The organism is Shewanella aegiceratis, assembly GCF_019457495.1.
GTDB classification, from domain to species: domain Bacteria; phylum Pseudomonadota; class Gammaproteobacteria; order Enterobacterales; family Shewanellaceae; genus Shewanella; species Shewanella loihica.
This window is the reverse complement of record NZ_CP080416.1, coordinates 181,904-196,840: the sequence shown is the minus strand read 5'-3', so window position 1 is coordinate 196,840 and position 14,937 is coordinate 181,904. Positions and strand designations below refer to the sequence as shown.

General features: G+C 48.0%; 28 protein-coding genes. 6 read left to right on the top strand and 22 right to left on the bottom strand.

Going from position 1 to position 14,937, the window contains the following annotated elements; genetic code table 11:
• Nucleotides 1-131: 131 nt before the first annotated feature.
• Nucleotides 132-425, bottom strand: a complete 294-nt coding sequence (locus K0H80_RS00990) for a c-type cytochrome (protein WP_011863998.1) — start codon at nucleotides 423-425, stop codon at nucleotides 132-134.
• 332 nt (nucleotides 426-757) lie between these two features.
• Here K0H80_RS00990 and ccmA point away from each other — a divergent pair, with 332 nt between their 5' ends.
• From ccmA to K0H80_RS00960, 6 genes are all read left to right on the top strand, one after another.
• Nucleotides 758-1,408 (top strand): cytochrome c biogenesis heme-transporting ATPase CcmA, encoded by a 651-nt coding sequence (gene ccmA / locus K0H80_RS00985; RefSeq protein ID WP_220072791.1) that lies wholly within the window; start codon nucleotides 758-760, stop codon nucleotides 1,406-1,408.
• Nucleotides 1,409-1,419: 11 nt separating this feature from the next.
• On the top strand, nucleotides 1,420-2,106 hold the full coding sequence (gene ccmB, locus K0H80_RS00980; protein ID WP_011863996.1) for a heme exporter protein CcmB: 687 nt from the start codon (nucleotides 1,420-1,422) through the stop codon (nucleotides 2,104-2,106).
• Nucleotide 2,107: 1 nt separating this feature from the next.
• Complete coding sequence (locus K0H80_RS00975; RefSeq protein WP_011863995.1) at nucleotides 2,108-2,854, top strand: heme ABC transporter permease; 747 nt, start codon at nucleotides 2,108-2,110, stop codon at nucleotides 2,852-2,854.
• The gene (gene ccmD / locus K0H80_RS00970) at nucleotides 2,854-3,054 is read left to right on the top strand and encodes a heme exporter protein CcmD (protein WP_011863994.1); all 201 of its coding nucleotides are present in this window, start codon (nucleotides 2,854-2,856) and stop codon (nucleotides 3,052-3,054) included. Before K0H80_RS00975 ends, ccmD begins: the two co-directional genes overlap by 1 nt.
• A complete protein-coding gene (gene ccmE, locus K0H80_RS00965) occupies nucleotides 3,051-3,536 on the top strand; it encodes a cytochrome c maturation protein CcmE (RefSeq protein ID WP_220072790.1) in 486 nt (161 codons plus the stop codon). The genes ccmD and ccmE overlap by 4 nt, the downstream gene beginning before the upstream one ends.
• Nucleotides 3,537-3,670: 134 nt before the next feature.
• Entirely contained in the window at nucleotides 3,671-4,648 is a 978-nt protein-coding gene (locus tag K0H80_RS00960; protein WP_220072789.1) for an ABC transporter substrate-binding protein, read from the top strand.
• Between the two features lie 56 nt (nucleotides 4,649-4,704).
• Here the strand turns inward: K0H80_RS00960 and rplQ are convergent, their stop codons facing one another.
• From rplQ to rpsC, 21 genes are all read right to left on the bottom strand, one after another.
• On the bottom strand, nucleotides 4,705-5,097 hold the full coding sequence (gene rplQ, locus K0H80_RS00955; protein ID WP_011863991.1) for a 50S ribosomal protein L17: 393 nt from the start codon (nucleotides 5,095-5,097) through the stop codon (nucleotides 4,705-4,707).
• 39 nt (nucleotides 5,098-5,136) lie between these two features.
• The gene (locus K0H80_RS00950; protein ID WP_011863990.1) at nucleotides 5,137-6,126 is read right to left on the bottom strand and encodes a DNA-directed RNA polymerase subunit alpha; all 990 of its coding nucleotides are present in this window, start codon (nucleotides 6,124-6,126) and stop codon (nucleotides 5,137-5,139) included.
• A gap of 24 nt (nucleotides 6,127-6,150) precedes the next feature.
• Nucleotides 6,151-6,771 (bottom strand): 30S ribosomal protein S4, encoded by a 621-nt coding sequence (gene rpsD / locus K0H80_RS00945; RefSeq protein WP_011863989.1) that lies wholly within the window; start codon nucleotides 6,769-6,771, stop codon nucleotides 6,151-6,153.
• 36 nt (nucleotides 6,772-6,807) lie between these two features.
• Nucleotides 6,808-7,200: a 30S ribosomal protein S11 gene (gene rpsK / locus K0H80_RS00940; RefSeq protein ID WP_011863988.1), complete on the bottom strand. Its 393-nt coding sequence runs from the start codon at nucleotides 7,198-7,200 to the stop codon at nucleotides 6,808-6,810.
• 17 nt (nucleotides 7,201-7,217) lie between these two features.
• Nucleotides 7,218-7,574 carry a 30S ribosomal protein S13 gene (rpsM, locus tag K0H80_RS00935; RefSeq protein WP_011863987.1) on the bottom strand — a complete coding sequence of 119 codons (357 nt, stop codon included), beginning with the start codon at nucleotides 7,572-7,574 and terminating at the stop codon, nucleotides 7,218-7,220.
• A gap of 117 nt (nucleotides 7,575-7,691) precedes the next feature.
• Complete coding sequence (gene rpmJ, locus K0H80_RS00930) at nucleotides 7,692-7,805, bottom strand: 50S ribosomal protein L36 (protein ID WP_006083579.1); 114 nt, start codon at nucleotides 7,803-7,805, stop codon at nucleotides 7,692-7,694.
• 21 nt (nucleotides 7,806-7,826) lie between these two features.
• Nucleotides 7,827-9,167, bottom strand: a complete 1,341-nt coding sequence (gene secY, locus K0H80_RS00925; RefSeq protein ID WP_144204441.1) for a preprotein translocase subunit SecY — start codon at nucleotides 9,165-9,167, stop codon at nucleotides 7,827-7,829.
• 7 nt (nucleotides 9,168-9,174) lie between these two features.
• Complete coding sequence (rplO, locus tag K0H80_RS00920) at nucleotides 9,175-9,609, bottom strand: 50S ribosomal protein L15 (protein WP_220072788.1); 435 nt, start codon at nucleotides 9,607-9,609, stop codon at nucleotides 9,175-9,177.
• A gap of 3 nt (nucleotides 9,610-9,612) precedes the next feature.
• The gene (gene rpmD, locus K0H80_RS00915; RefSeq protein WP_011863984.1) at nucleotides 9,613-9,795 is read right to left on the bottom strand and encodes a 50S ribosomal protein L30; all 183 of its coding nucleotides are present in this window, start codon (nucleotides 9,793-9,795) and stop codon (nucleotides 9,613-9,615) included.
• 5 nt (nucleotides 9,796-9,800) lie between these two features.
• Nucleotides 9,801-10,304 (bottom strand): 30S ribosomal protein S5, encoded by a 504-nt coding sequence (gene rpsE / locus K0H80_RS00910; RefSeq protein ID WP_011863983.1) that lies wholly within the window; start codon nucleotides 10,302-10,304, stop codon nucleotides 9,801-9,803.
• 13 nt (nucleotides 10,305-10,317) lie between these two features.
• The gene (gene rplR / locus K0H80_RS00905; RefSeq protein WP_011863982.1) at nucleotides 10,318-10,668 is read right to left on the bottom strand and encodes a 50S ribosomal protein L18; all 351 of its coding nucleotides are present in this window, start codon (nucleotides 10,666-10,668) and stop codon (nucleotides 10,318-10,320) included.
• A gap of 10 nt (nucleotides 10,669-10,678) precedes the next feature.
• Complete coding sequence (gene rplF / locus K0H80_RS00900; RefSeq protein ID WP_011863981.1) at nucleotides 10,679-11,209, bottom strand: 50S ribosomal protein L6; 531 nt, start codon at nucleotides 11,207-11,209, stop codon at nucleotides 10,679-10,681.
• A gap of 10 nt (nucleotides 11,210-11,219) precedes the next feature.
• On the bottom strand, nucleotides 11,220-11,612 hold the full coding sequence (gene rpsH / locus K0H80_RS00895; RefSeq protein ID WP_011863980.1) for a 30S ribosomal protein S8: 393 nt from the start codon (nucleotides 11,610-11,612) through the stop codon (nucleotides 11,220-11,222).
• Nucleotides 11,613-11,635: 23 nt separating this feature from the next.
• Entirely contained in the window at nucleotides 11,636-11,941 is a 306-nt protein-coding gene (rpsN, locus tag K0H80_RS00890) for a 30S ribosomal protein S14 (protein ID WP_011863979.1), read from the bottom strand.
• A gap of 10 nt (nucleotides 11,942-11,951) precedes the next feature.
• Nucleotides 11,952-12,491: a 50S ribosomal protein L5 gene (gene rplE, locus K0H80_RS00885; RefSeq protein WP_011863978.1), complete on the bottom strand. Its 540-nt coding sequence runs from the start codon at nucleotides 12,489-12,491 to the stop codon at nucleotides 11,952-11,954.
• 12 nt (nucleotides 12,492-12,503) lie between these two features.
• Nucleotides 12,504-12,818, bottom strand: coding sequence for a 50S ribosomal protein L24 (gene rplX / locus K0H80_RS00880; RefSeq protein ID WP_011863977.1), 315 nt, complete (start codon nucleotides 12,816-12,818; stop codon nucleotides 12,504-12,506).
• Between the two features lie 11 nt (nucleotides 12,819-12,829).
• The gene (gene rplN / locus K0H80_RS00875; protein WP_011863976.1) at nucleotides 12,830-13,198 is read right to left on the bottom strand and encodes a 50S ribosomal protein L14; all 369 of its coding nucleotides are present in this window, start codon (nucleotides 13,196-13,198) and stop codon (nucleotides 12,830-12,832) included.
• Nucleotides 13,199-13,377: 179 nt separating this feature from the next.
• Nucleotides 13,378-13,626, bottom strand: coding sequence for a 30S ribosomal protein S17 (rpsQ, locus tag K0H80_RS00870; RefSeq protein ID WP_011863975.1), 249 nt, complete (start codon nucleotides 13,624-13,626; stop codon nucleotides 13,378-13,380).
• Nucleotides 13,626-13,817 (bottom strand): 50S ribosomal protein L29, encoded by a 192-nt coding sequence (rpmC, locus tag K0H80_RS00865; protein ID WP_011863974.1) that lies wholly within the window; start codon nucleotides 13,815-13,817, stop codon nucleotides 13,626-13,628. Before rpmC ends, rpsQ begins: the two co-directional genes overlap by 1 nt.
• Nucleotides 13,817-14,227, bottom strand: a complete 411-nt coding sequence (gene rplP, locus K0H80_RS00860; RefSeq protein ID WP_011863973.1) for a 50S ribosomal protein L16 — start codon at nucleotides 14,225-14,227, stop codon at nucleotides 13,817-13,819. Before rplP ends, rpmC begins: the two co-directional genes overlap by 1 nt.
• Before the next feature lie 11 nt (nucleotides 14,228-14,238).
• A complete protein-coding gene (gene rpsC, locus K0H80_RS00855; protein WP_011863972.1) occupies nucleotides 14,239-14,928 on the bottom strand; it encodes a 30S ribosomal protein S3 in 690 nt (229 codons plus the stop codon).
• Between the last annotated feature and the right edge of the window lie 9 nt (nucleotides 14,929-14,937).

The following is a 14,937-nucleotide window of genomic DNA, read 5'->3' as shown; positions in this document are numbered from 1 at the left end:
AAAGCCGGCATTAGCCGGCTTTTTTATTGCTCCCCCCTGCTTTCTTACAAGCATCACTTTATAATGCGACCTACCGAGAAGCAGGCATAAAAAAACCGACCATAAGGTCGGCTTTTTTCAACGAAGTCAAATTACTTAGACATGAACTCGATAGCGTTCTTGTAATCTTCGTCGGTACAATCTGTGCACATACCACCTGGTGGCATAGCGTTCAGACCAGTCTTAACACTACCTAGTAGTGCGTCTAGGCCTTTCGCTAAACGAGGCTCCCATGCAGCTGCATCATGAGCTTTAGGGGCACCGGCGACACCCATACTGTGGCATACATGGCATGCCTTGTTATATACAGCTTCACCTTCTTGTGCAAAAGTGTTTGCAGACAAGGTCAATGCAGCCACTGCAGACAATGCTAACAGTTTTTTCATGTTCAATGTTCCTAATGCAAATATTAACAGAGCTCTATGCCACCCTAAACTGGGGCAGACTTATTCTATAGCGGCCCTAGGATACATCAAACTTCAACAAATCTCACCTTTTTGTGATTAATATCAGAATTTGATGGTTCAACATGTTATAGGTGCCCGAGTTACCTGATACATTAGCAATTGTTGAAAAAGTTCAATCTCAATGACGAAAAGGTTTTACTTTTTGGAAGCATATCAAATTGCTGACACTAATCAGATAGCAAGACTAAACCCCTCAAGGGGATTATGTTAATATCGCTTATGTTTACATCAGGCTTGAGATAGAGGGTTCAGTGGTAGAAGAAAAAACAGCAACAACACTGGTATCAGCCGATAACTTGACTTGTATCCGCGAAGAGCGAATTCTCTTCGACGAGCTGAGCTTTGATATCCAAGCGGGTGAGATCGTTCAAATCGAAGGCCCTAATGGCGCGGGTAAAACCAGCCTACTGAGGATCCTCGCCGGCCTGTCACGTCCCTATGCGGGCGAAGCCAAGTACAAGGGTACTGACATCACCCGCTGCCGCGACGAATACAATGACGACCTTTTGTATCTGGGCCACCTTGCAGGTGTAAAAAGCGAGTTAACCGCCGAAGAGAATCTTAACTTCAATTTAAGAATCAGCGGGTATGATGATTTCGAGACCAACCAGATCCTTGCAAAGGTAAACCTCTCTGGCTTCGAAGAGGCTTTGGCCGGCCACCTGTCGGCGGGTCAACATCGTCGTACCGCCCTAGCCCGACTCTGGCATACTAACTGTAAGGTCTGGCTACTGGACGAACCATTTACTGCAATCGATAAGAAAGGCGTCGAAGAATTGGAACACCTGTTTTTACAACATGCTCAAAACGGCGGCTGTATCATCATGACTACCCACCAGGACATGAGCATTATCGGTGACGATATTCTCCGTAAGATTCGCCTCGATTACCGCTTTATTTAAAGGTGCAGTGAATGAATAAAGGTATCAGTTTCACCCAAGCGTTTTTCACCCTGCTTAGACGCGATCTTAAGATAGCGATTCGTCACAAGGGTGACATCTTCAATCCCTTACTGTTTTTTATCCTGGTGGTCACCCTCTTCCCACTGGGCATTGGCCCCGAGCCGCAGGTACTGACTCGCGTAGCACCTGGGATAATATGGGTAGCCGCCCTGCTGGCATCTATGCTGTCGCTCGAGCGCCTGTTTAAGGCGGACTTCGTCGACGGTAGCCTGGAGCAGATGCTGCTTAGCCCACAGCCATTGTCACTCATGGTATTGGCAAAAGTGCTGGCCCACTGGATATTGACCGGCGTGCCACTGATATTGGTTGCCCCGCTACTGGCCGTGCTGCTGCATCTTGAAGCCAACAGCTATGGCGCACTAATGGCCACCCTAGCACTGGGCACGCCCGTACTCAGCCTGTTGGGCGCAATTGGTGTCGCGCTTACCGTCGGCCTGCGTAAAGGCGGCGTGCTGCTGAGCCTGTTGATCCTACCGCTTTACATACCGGTTCTAATTTTTGCAACCAGCGCCATCGATGCCGCTGGTCTAAATCTACCCTACAGCGGCCATCTCGCTATCATAGGCGCTATGCTGGTCGGTTCGTTAATATTGGCACCTTTTGCAATTGGTGCCTCATTAAGAGTGAGTACTAACTAATATGTGGAAATGGCTACATTCTTACGCAGACCCTCAAAAAGCCTATAACCTCTCCGGCAGGCTATTGCCTTGGTTTGCGACGCTTGCAATCGCGTTTATTGGTGTGGGTTCTATCTGGGGTCTGTTGTTTGCGCCGGTAGATTACCAGCAGGGTGACAGTTACCGCATCATCTTCATCCACGTACCCGCGGCTTCTATGTCGATGTCGGCCTACATGGCGATGGCAACCTCGGCCTTTATCGGCCTGGTATGGCAAATTAAGTCTGCCGACTGGGCGGCAGCGGCCATTGCGCCTATCGGTGCGGTCGTTACCTTTATCGCCCTCATCACAGGTGCTGCCTGGGGCAAGCCTATGTGGGGCACCTGGTGGGTGTGGGACGCTCGCCTGACATCAGAACTTGTGTTGCTGTTCCTCTACCTGGGTGTGATCTCCCTGTACGCCTCTTTCGAAGATAAGGTACTCGCCGCTCGTGCCGCCGGTATTCTGGCCATCGTGGGCGTGATCAACATTCCTATCATCAAGTACTCGGTAGAGTGGTGGAACTCACTACACCAGCCTGCGACCATCAAGATCACAGAGAAGTCATCTATGGCACCTGAGATGTTATATCCACTGCTGATCAACATCTTCGGTTTCGGCCTGATGATAGGCGCTATCACGCTTATTCGTTTCAGAGCCGAGATACTTGCCAGAAACGGTATGCGTCCCTGGGTCAGGGAACTCGCGCAAGCTGAAGGAGTCAAATAATGCAGTTCGATTCATTAGCAGATTTTTTTAACATGGGTGGCTACGCCTTTTATGTGTGGCTATCTTACGGCATAACCGCCTTCGCACTAGGAACCTTAATCGTGGTAAGTCTGCGCCAGAAGCGCAAGATCCTTACCGAGATATCCAAGAAGATGCAACGCGAAGAACGCCTCAAAGCCAACCGGAGTAAAGAACAGTGAACGCCAGACGTAAGAAAAGACTCGCCTTAGCAACCGCCCTGATTGGTGGCGTAGCCGCCATCGCGTCCTTGCTACTTTATGCGCTCAATTCAAACTTGAACCTTTTCTATACCCCAACAGAGATCGTTCACGGTAAAAAAGACACAGGTGTTAAGCCGGAAATCGGTCAACGTATTCGTGTCGGTGGCATGGTCACTGTGGGTTCACTGGTACGCGATCCAGAGAGCCTACACGTTGAGTTTGCCGTACATGACGCCGCAGGTGGCGAAGTCATGGTGACCTATGATGATCTATTGCCAGACCTCTTCCGTGAGGGCCAAGGTATCGTCGCCCAGGGCGTACTGATCGAAGGTGGTAAGCTGGAAGCGACCGAAGTATTGGCCAAGCATGACGAAAACTACATGCCGCCAGAAGTTGCCGAGGCCATGGGCCAGACCCACGAGAAACTCGACTACGACTCTACACAGAAATCCGGTTACTAGACTGCATATTCTTAGCGTGAAAACCTAAAGGCCTCAATCGAGGCCTTTTTTATTGCCTGTGCACTACTTAGGAGCAAGATCGACTATAACTATGTAAAAGACTTTGGGGTGAAAGCTTTAAGGGAAATCCATCCATGCGAATACTTGCCTGCCTCCTACTCCTCTGGGCCAGCCTACCCGCATCGGCCGCCAGGCTGATGTTCATTCACAGCTATCATGAGGGCTACCCCTGGGTGAAAGACTATCGCCAGGCGATATTGGAAAACATTAGCGAGCCGACCAAGATGACGGAGATCTATCTCGACTCCAAGCGTCTCCCCCGTGATGTCTATGTCAAACGCGCTGACGACGCCTGGGAAGCAATTAAACGCGACAAGCCAGACATCATCATACTCGCCGACGACAACGCCATCTCACTGCTGAGCGAGCGCATCGCGACCACCCAGACCCCAGTGGTGTTTCTCGGCCTCAATACTAACCCCAGAGATCATGGCCTGCAGGGCTATCGGCAGTTTACCGGCATACTCGAGCGGCCGCTGTTCAAGCGTTCCCTACTCTTGGTCGACTGCCTACTGCCTGGGAAAGAGACCAAGAAGCTTTTGATCCTTTCTGACAATAGCGCGACCTCCCGCGCGGCCTTCAGCCCTATCAGCGCCGACTTTAAACCCATACAGATAGGCAAGCTAACCATTGCCTTCAGCCTGACTAATTCGGCCAAGGAGTGGCAACAGGCGGTGATCGACGCCAAGAAGGCAGGCTACCAGGGGATATTTACCGGGCTCTACCACACACTAACCAAAGATAGTGGCGACTATATGGACGCGAGTGAGATGATCGCCTGGACGGCAGACCACGCCCCAGTACCCCATTTCGGCTTCTGGGACTTTACCGTTGGCAGACATGCCAACCCAGGCGGTTATGTGCTTAACGGCTATGAACATGGCCTACTGGCCGCCAAATTGATTAATCGACTGTTAGCCGGCGAGCAGGCCAGCAGTTTAGGGTATATCAGTGACAGCAAGGGGGCGTTTCGATTCAGCCTGTCTGGCGTGGCCAAATGGCATCTGTCGATCCCTAAGGAGATCGCCGAGAAGGCAGATTGGGTAGAATAGATTTGAAGCAATAAAAAAGCCGGGCAATGCCCGGCTTTTTACAATGAACTTAAGTGTTACTCAGCAGCTTCTTCAACAGCTTCAGCAGCTTCTGGACGACCTACTAGTTCGATATACGCCATAGGCGCCTTATCACCAGTACGAAGACCGCACTTAAGGATACGGGTGTATCCACCAGGACGTTCCTGGTAGCGTGGACCCAATTCATTAAATAACTTACCTACGACTTCAGCGTCGCGAGTACGTGCAAATGCCAAACGACGGTTTGCAACACTGTCACTCTTAGCAAGTGTTATTAGAGGTTCAACTACGCGACGCAATTCTTTCGCTTTAGCTACAGTAGTCTTGATCACTTCGTGACGGACTAAAGAGCTTGCCATGTTACGGAACATAGCTTGACGATGACTGCTGTTACGGTTTAGTTGACGACCACTCTTACGATGGCGCATGACCTAATCCTTATTACCTAAATCTGTACAAACTAGGACTTATAGGTCGTCTGCTAAACTGGCTGGAGGCCAGTTTTCTAGACGCATACCTAATGAAAGTCCGCGAGAAGCCAACACATCCTTAATTTCGGTAAGAGACTTCTTACCCAAGTTAGGCGTTTTAAGTAGCTCAACCTCAGTACGCTGTACCAGATCTCCGATGTAATGAATCGCTTCGGCTTTCAAACAGTTAGCCGAACGTACAGTTAGCTCTAGATCGTCGACAGGACGCAACAGAATTGGGTCGAACTCTGGTTTCTCTTCTTTCTGTTCTGGCTCAGTGACATCACGAAGCTCAACAAACGCATCCAGCTGTTCAGCTAGGATGGTTGCAGAACGACGAATCGCTTCCTCAGGATCGATAGTGCCGTTAGTGGTCATATCGATAACGAGTTTGTCTAAGTCAGTACGCTGTTCAACACGTGCTGCTTCAACATTGTAAGCAATACGCGCGACAGGTGAGAAAGATGAATCCACAAGCAGACGGCCAATTGGGCGATCGTCGTCTTCAGTTTGTGCACGAGCCGAAGCTGGTACATAACCACGACCACGCTCAACGCGGATACGCATGCTAATGTCATTGTTACCAGTCAGATGACAGATAACATGATCAGGATTCATAATAGTAACATCACCATCGTGCGTGATATCTGCTGCGGTAACAGGGCCTGCGCCTGACTTGCTTAAAGTAAGCATAGCCTCGTCTTTACCCTCGATAACCACTGCTAAACCTTTAAGGTTTAGTAGGATCTCTAGGATATCCTCTTGTACGCCTTCCTTGCTGCTGTATTCGTGCAGTACACCATCAATCTCGACTTCGGTAACCGCGCAGCCGGGCATAGACGACAATAGGATACGACGCAACGCGTTACCTAAAGTATGACCAAAACCACGCTCAAGCGGCTCCAGTGTAACCTTGGCACGTGTTGGGTTAACCTGCTCGATATCAACGAGACGCGGTTTAAGAAATTCTGTAACAGAACCCTGCATTGTGTCCTCTCTTGTTTATTAGCTTTACTTAGAGTAAAGCTCGACGATCAGCTGTTCGTTAATATCCGCAGATAAATCGCTACGCTCAGGCAGACGCTTGAAAGCACCTTCCATCTTAGCGGCATCTACTTCAACCCATGTTGGCTTTTCGCGCTGAGAAGCAACCTCTAGAGCAGCTTTGATACGAGCTTGCTTTTGAGACTTCTCACGAACGCTAATTACATCATTCGCAGACACTTTGAATGATGGAATGTTAACAACGCGGCCGTTTACCATAATTGACTTATGGCTAACTAGCTGACGTGCTTCAGCACGGGTAGCACCAAAACCCATACGATAAACAACGTTATCTAAACGAGTTTCCAAAAGAGTAAGCAGGTTTTCACCAGTGTTACCTTTTAGACGTGCAGCGTCTTTGTAGTAGTTACGGAATTGCTTTTCAAGCACACCATAAGTACGACGAACTTTTTGTTTTTCGCGCAGCTGAACGCCGTACTCAGACAAACGAGCTTTACGAGCGCCGTGTTGTCCAGGTGCAGCTTCAAGCTTACACTTCGAATCAATTGCTCTCACACCGCTTTTCAGGAAAAGGTCAGTACCTTCTCGGCGAGTGAGCTTGAGCTTTGGACCCAAGTATCTTGCCATGTTCTTTCTCCAACTATCCTATTAAAAACGGGGCGATTACACGCGACGTTTCTTAGGAGGACGACAACCATTATGAGGGATCGGCGTCACATCGGTAATGTTGGTTATCTTGTAACCAACCGCGTTCAGCGCTCGAATAGCTGACTCACGTCCTGGACCTGGACCCTTCACGAAAACTTCAAGGTTTTTAACACCGTAGTCCTGAGCAGCAACACCTGCGCGCTCAGCAGCTACCTGTGCAGCAAATGGGGTAGATTTACGTGAACCACGGAAACCTGAACCACCAGAAGTTGCCCAAGAAAGTGCATTACCTTGACGATCTGTAATGGTGATAATGGTGTTGTTGAAAGATGCATGGATATGAGCCATGCCATCAGCAACCTGTTTACGTACGCGCTTGCGCGTTGAACGTGACGGAACTTTAGCCATATTGGTTTACCTTCCCGTTACTTTCTAATTGGCTTACGTGGACCTTTGCGAGTACGCGCATTGGTCTTGGTACGTTGCCCACGAAGGGGCAGGCTACGACGGTGGCGGAGACCACGATAACAACCAAGGTCCATCAGACGCTTGATGTTCATAGAGATCTCACGACGCAAGTCACCTTCTACAATGTATTTAGCAACTTCTTCGCGTAGTGTGTCTATTTGAGCTTCGCTCAATTCCTTGATCTTAGCATCTTCAGCAATTGAAGTAGCCGCGCAGATTTGTTGTGCGCGAGTTAGTCCAATACCGTAGATAGCAGTCAATGCAATGACTGTGTGCTTCTGATCAGGAATGTTAATGCCAGCGATACGGGCCACTATGCACTCCTCATAAGTTAAAGGCCATCTGTGAAAAGCCCGGTAGGATACTCGACAGATGACGATTTTGCAAATAATATTTTGACCAGCTCAGAAACTGAGCTGGTCAAAAAGTTTTTAGCCTTGACGCTGTTTGTGTTTTGGTTCAACACAGATAACGCGTACAACGCCGCTACGCTTTACGATCTTGCAGTTACGGCAGATCTTCTTCACGGAAGCTCGAACTTTCATTTCATCACTCCGTAAAGCTACTTAGCGACCAAAGCGATCTAAGTTCGCTTTATTCACTAGGTTAGCTTTCTTCATCACAGACTCATACTGATGTGACATCATATGGGTCTGAACCTGAGCCATGAAGTCCATGATCACGACTACCATAATTAGTAGTGAAGTACCGCCAAAATAGAACTGTACTTTCCACGCGATTAACATGAACTCCGGAATTAAACAGATAAAGGTAATATACAATGCACCGGCCAGTGTTAGGCGGGTCATTACTTTATCTATATATCGCGAAGTCTGTTCTCCAGGACGGATCCCGGGAATAAACGCACCACTCTTCTTCAAGTTGTCTGCTGTTTCACGTGGGTTAAATACCAACGCAGTATAGAAGAAACAGAAGAAGATAATCGCTGTTGCATACAACAATGAGTAAAGCGGCTGACCTGGCGATACTGCAAGTGAAAAATCACTTAACCAAGACAAGCCTTCATTCTGACCAAACCACTGAGCCAGTGTGCCTGGGAACAAAATGATGCTTGACGCAAAGATTGGTGGAATCACACCTGCCATGTTGACCTTAAGCGGTAAGTGAGTGCTCTGCGCGGCAAACACCTTACGGCCCTGCTGACGCTTAGCATAGTTAACAACGATACGACGCTGTCCACGCTCAACAAACACAACAAAATAGGTCACAGCAAATACGATCACTGCAATCAACAATAATACTAGTACGTTCAAGTCGCCTTGACGCGCCTGCTCGGCCGTTTGGCCGATAGCAGAAGGTAGACCGGCTACAATACCTGCGAAAATAAGAATCGAGATACCGTTACCTATGCCTCGTTCGGTGATCTGTTCGCCCAGCCACATCAGGAACATGGTTCCTGTGACCAAACTCACTACAGCAACGAAGTAGAAACCAAATCCAAGGTTTACAACTAAACCAGGAACCAGGTTTGGCAGACCCGTTGCGATACCGATCGCTTGGAATGTACCCAAGACCAGTGTGCCATATCGAGTATACTGACTGATCTTCTTACGTCCTGACTCGCCTTCCTTTTTCAGTTCGGCCAGAGCAGGATGTACCACAGTCAATAGCTGCATGATGATCGATGCCGAGATGTACGGCATGATACCAAGAGCAAAGATAGAAGCACGTTCAAGGGCGCCACCAGAGAACATGTTGAACATGCCTAAGATGGTACCCTTCTGCTGATTAAACAGCTCTGCTAATACAGCTGCGTCAATACCAGGAATTGGCACGAACGAACCGGCTCTAAAGACGATAATCGCACCAATCACGAACAGTAGGCGGGATTTCAATTCTGATAAACCGCCCTTCGCGCTTTTTAAATCAAGTCCTGGTTTTGCCATCGACGTATTATTCCTCGATCTTTCCGCCGGCAGCTTCGATAGCTGCACGTGCACCTTTGGTTACCTTCAGACCTTTAATGGTCACTGGGCGTTCAATGGTACCTGAAAGAACGACTTTAGCAAACTGTATGTTGCGAGTAACAAGATTCGCATCTTTCAGTGCATTCAAGTCGACAACATCACCGTTAACTTTAGCCAGTTCGCTTACACGAATTTCGGCAGTTACCATCGCTTTACGCGAAGTAAAACCAAACTTAGGCAAACGGATCTTAAGTGGCATTTGACCACCTTCGAAACCGACGCGAACACCGCCACCAGAACGTGACTTCTGACCTTTGTGACCGCGACCAGCAGTCTTACCTAGGCCAGAACCGATACCGCGACCTACACGCTTAGCTGCTGATTTTGCACCTGCAGCAGGTGATAGAGTATTCAATTTCATTGATTAATCCTCCACCTTAACCATGTAGTAAACCTTGTTAATCATACCGCGAACAGCAGGAGTATCTTCCAGCTCAACGGTGTGATTAATACGGCGTAGACCTAGACCAGTCAATGTGGCGCGGTGCTTAGGCAGGCGGCCAATTGAACTCTTAGTCTGAGTTACTTTTAATGTTTTAGTAGCCATGGTGCTTAACCTCGAATTTCATCAACATTCAGGCCACGCTTAGCTGCGATTTGAGCTGGTGACTTCATGTGCACCAACGCATCTACAGTTGCGCGAACGATGTTGATCGGGTTAGTAGAACCGTATGCTTTTGACAGAACGTTATGAACGCCTGCTACTTCCAATACGGCACGCATCGCACCACCGGCAATAATACCAGTACCTTCAGAAGCTGGTTGCATGTAAACACGCGAACCAGTGTGACGGCCCTTAACAGGGTGGTGCAAAGTACCATTTACAAGTTCAACAGAAACAATGTTACGGCGAGCCTTTTCCATTGCTTTCTGGATAGCGGCAGGTACTTCACGCGCTTTACCATAGCCATAGCCGACTTTACCGTTACCGTCACCCACTACAGTCAGTGCAGTGAAGCTAAAGATACGTCCGCCTTTAACTACTTTAGAAACACGATTTACTGCAACTAACTTCTCTTGCAGATCGTCTTTTTGTGGAGCTTCAAATTTAGCCATTTTTAATCATTCCTTAGAACTGTAGGCCAGCTTCACGAGCAGCGTCTGCCAGGGCAGCTACGCGTCCGTGATACTTAAAGCCGGAACGATCGAATGCAACTACAGTTACGCCTTTCTCGATAGCACGCTCAGCAATAGTCTTACCTACTGCTTTAGCCGCTTCTACGTTACCTGTGTATTTAAGCTGCTCTGATACCGCTTTTTCAGCAGTAGAAGCTGCCGCCACAACTTGCGCGTTGGCATCAATAACCTGTGCGTATGTGTGACGTGGTGTACGATGTACAACCAGACGGTTAACGCCCAGCTCTTGGATCTTCTTACGGGCGCGAGTCGCGCGGCGTAAGCGAGATGTTTTCTTATCCATATCGCGTTACCTACTTCTTCTTAGCCTCTTTACGGCGTACTTGTTCATCAGCATAGCGAACACCCTTGCCTTTGTAAGGCTCTGGTGGACGGTAGCCACGAATTTCTGCTGCAACCTGACCAACAAGCTGCTTATCAGTACTCTTAAGTACGATTTCAGTTTGTGATGGACACTCAGCAGTTACGCCGTCAGGAAGCTGGTGTACTAGAGGGTGTGAGAAACCTAGAGTCAGGTCGATACCGTTACCAGCAATTTTTGCACGGTAACCAACACCAACTAGAGTCAGCTTTCTTTCGAAACCTTCGTTAACACCAACAACCATGTTGTTGATTAGTGCTCGAGCTGTACCAGCTTGTGCAGCGCTAGTTACGCCTTCAGCTGGTGAACACTTGATTTCGTTGTTTTCAACAACAACAGAAACGTCAGCGTTGATTACTCGAGTCAAACTACCTTTAGCACCTTTTACGGTGATAGTTTGTTCGTTTAAAGTCACTTCTACGCCTGCAGGGATAGCGACTGGTGCTTTTGCGACACGAGACATTGCTAGCTCCTTATGCTACGTAGCAGATAACTTCTCCACCCATGCCTTGTTGGCGGGCGGCACGATCAGTCATCAAACCTTTAGAAGTGGACACGATTGCGACACCCAGACCGCCCATCACCTTTGGTAGATCGTTTTTACCTTTGTAAATACGAAGACCAGGACGACTTACGCGCTGGATAGTCTCAACGACTGGTTGGCCTTGGAAATACTTCAAAGTGATTTCCAAAACCGGCTTGGCTTCGCCTGCTACGGTGTAGTCAGTGATGTAACCTTCTTCTTTAAGCGTCTGTGCGATAGCAACTTTCAGCTTAGCAGAAGGCATAGATACTGATACTTTGTTAGCAGCTTGGCCGTTACGAATGCGAGTTAACATATCCGCAATTGGATCTTGCATGCTCATATTAGCTTACTCCGTGACAAGTATTACCAGCTGGCCTTACGCAGACCAGGAACTTCACCACGCATGGTAGCTTCACGCAATTTGATACGGCTTAGGCCGAACTTGCGTAGGAAACCATGTGGGCGACCAGTTTGACTACAACGATTACGCTGACGCGCAGCACTTGAGTCACGTGGTAGACCTTGCAGCTTAAGAACTGCATCCCAACGATCTTCATCAGAAGTAGTTGGATTGCTAATGATAGCCTTAAGAGCTAGACGCTTTTCAGCATACTTAGCCACGAGCTTGGCACGTTTTGCTTCACGTGCTTTCATTGAACTTTTTGCCATTTCGCTACCCTTATTTCTTGAATGGGAAGTTAAAGGCGTCTAGTAAAGCACGGCCTTCTTCGTCATTCTTCGCAGTAGTAGTGATAACAATATCCATACCGCGGATCTTATCGATTTTATCGTAATCGATTTCCGGGAAGATGATTTGCTCACGTACACCCATTGCGTAGTTACCACGTCCGTCGAACGACTTAGCGCTCAGACCACGGAAGTCGCGGATACGCGGGATTGCGATATCAACTAAACGCTCAAGGAATTCCCACATGCGTTCACCACGCAGGGTAACCTTGCAGCCAATCGGGTAGCCATCACGGATTTTAAAACCAGCAACTGATTTACGAGCAACAGTTACAACTGGCTTTTGACCAGCGATAGCAGTCATGTCACGAAGCGCGTGCTCCATAACTTTCTTATCTGCTACAGCTTCGCCAACACCCATGTTAAGGGTGATTTTCTCAATCCGAGGGACTTGCATGACACTGGTATAACCGAACTTCTTAGAAAGCTCAGCGATAACAGTCTCTTTATATTTATCATGCAGTTTCGCCATCGTTTACTCCAATTACTTAACGAGTTCACTGTTCGACTTAAAGAAACGGACTTTTTTGCCGTCTTCAAATCGGAAACCAACGCGATCAGCTTTGCCAGTGGCAGAGTTGAAAATCGCTACATTTGATGCTTGTATTGGCGCTTCTTTCTCAACGATACCACCAGTCACACCCATTTGTGGGTTAGGCTTCTGGTGCTTCTTGATCAGATTGATGCCTTCTACAATTAATTTACCAGTTGGTAAAACTCGAGAAACCTTACCGCGTTTACCCTTGTCTTTACCTGCTAGTACAATTACTTCGTCTTCACGACGGATTTTAGCTGCCATTTTGAAGCTCCTTACAGTACTTCTGGTGCCAGAGAAACAATTTTCATAAATTGTTCTGTACGCAGTTCACGCGTCACTGGTCCAAAGATACGAGTACCAATCGGTGCAAGGTTTGCGTTTAGCAATACCGCTGCATTGCGATCGAAGCGAATGACAGAACCATCTGGACGACGTACGCCTTTCTTAGTACGGACTACCACCGCGTTATACACGTCACCTTTCTTCGCTTTACCGCGAGGAATTGCTTCTTTTACAGAAACCTTGATGACGTCGCCGATACCGGCATAACGACGATGAGAGCCACCCAAGACCTTAATACACTGAACTCTACGAGCGCCACTGTTACAGGCGACTTCTAGAGTCGATTGCATTTGGATCATTTTAAGTGCTCCGCTATCGTTACTTCACTAATCCCATATTTGGGGCATTTTTAAACCATTCTAGACCAAATAACGTCTAAAATGGCGCGCAAGTATAACACCGCAAAATAGGAATAGATAGTATTAAAAATAAAAACGGCCCCAAATCTAGGAGCCGTTTCGCTAATCACCTAATTAAATTAGGCTTTTGTTACTACTTCAACCAGAGTCCAAGACTTAGTCTTAGACAGCGGACGGCATTCGCGAATAGTCACGATATCGCCAGCATTACACTGATTTGTTTCGTCATGTGCATGGATCTTAGTAGTACGCTTGATAAACTTCCCGTATAGAGGATGCTTAACCTTACGCTCAATAGCTACAGTGATAGACTTGTCCATCTTGTTGCTAAGTACACGACCTTGCAAAGTACGGATTTTATCAGTCATTATGCACCCGCCTTAGAAGTAATAATGGTCTTAACGCGCGCAATGTTACGACGCACGATTTTGAGCTGGTGAGTCTGAGTCAACTGACCAGTGGCGTGTTGCATACGCAGATTAAACTGCTCACGCAGCAGACCAAGCAGTTCAGCGTTCAGTTCTTCAACGCTCTTCTGAGTTAGTTCGCTCGCTTTCATTACATCACCGTCTTAGTTACGAAGGTAGTCTTAATAGGAAGCTTGGCAGCAGCAAGAGTGAAAGCTTCACGAGCCAACTCTTCTGATACACCATTCATCTCATAAAGAACCTTACCAGGTTGAATCTGGCAAACCCAGTATTCAACGTTACCCTTACCTTTACCCATACGCACTTCAAGAGGCTTAGAGGTGATTGGCTTGTCAGGGAAAACGCGGATCCAAATTTGACCTTGACGTTTAATGTGACGTGTCATAGCACGACGCGCAGATTCGATTTGACGAGCAGTCAGACGGCCACGTCCAACAGCTTTCAAACCGAACTCACCGAAGCTTACTTCAGTGCCGTTCGCCAGACCGCGGTTACGGCCTTTGAACATTTTACGAAACTTCATTCGTTTTGGTTGCAGCATTGCCAGCTCTCCTATTTACCGCGAGGCTTACGCTTCGGCTGCTGTTTCGGCTCTTCTAGCGCAGGAACAACGCCGTCTAGAACTTCACCTTTGAAGACCCAAACTTTAACGCCGATCACACCGTATTGAGTGTGACTTTCTGCAGTAGAATAATCGATATCAGCACGCAGTGTATGTAGAGGCACACGACCTTCACGATACCACTCTGAACGCGCAATCTCAGCACCGCCTAAACGGCCGCTCACTTCAACTTTGATACCCTTAGCACCTAGACGCATAGCGTTCTGTACCGCACGCTTCATAGCACGACGGAACATTACACGACGCTCTAGCTGAGAAGCGATGCCTTCGGCAACCAGCTTCGCATCTAGCTCTGGCTTACGGATTTCAGCGATGTTGATTTGAGCTGGAATACCAGTCAACTTAGCAACTTCGTTGCGCAGCTTTTCAACATCTTCGCCTTTCTTACCGATCACAACACCTGGACGGGCAGTGTGAATGGTAACGCGAACACTCTTAGCTGGACGCTCGATAACAATCTTAGAGACTGAGGCTTGCTTAAGTTTCTTTTCTAGAAACTTACGCACTTCCCAGTCGCTGCTTAGATTGTTGGCATAATCTGATTTATCAGCGTACCAAGTCGAGATCCAAGGCTTAGTGATACCCAGACGGATACCATTAGGATGTACTTTCTGTCCCATTGCTAACTC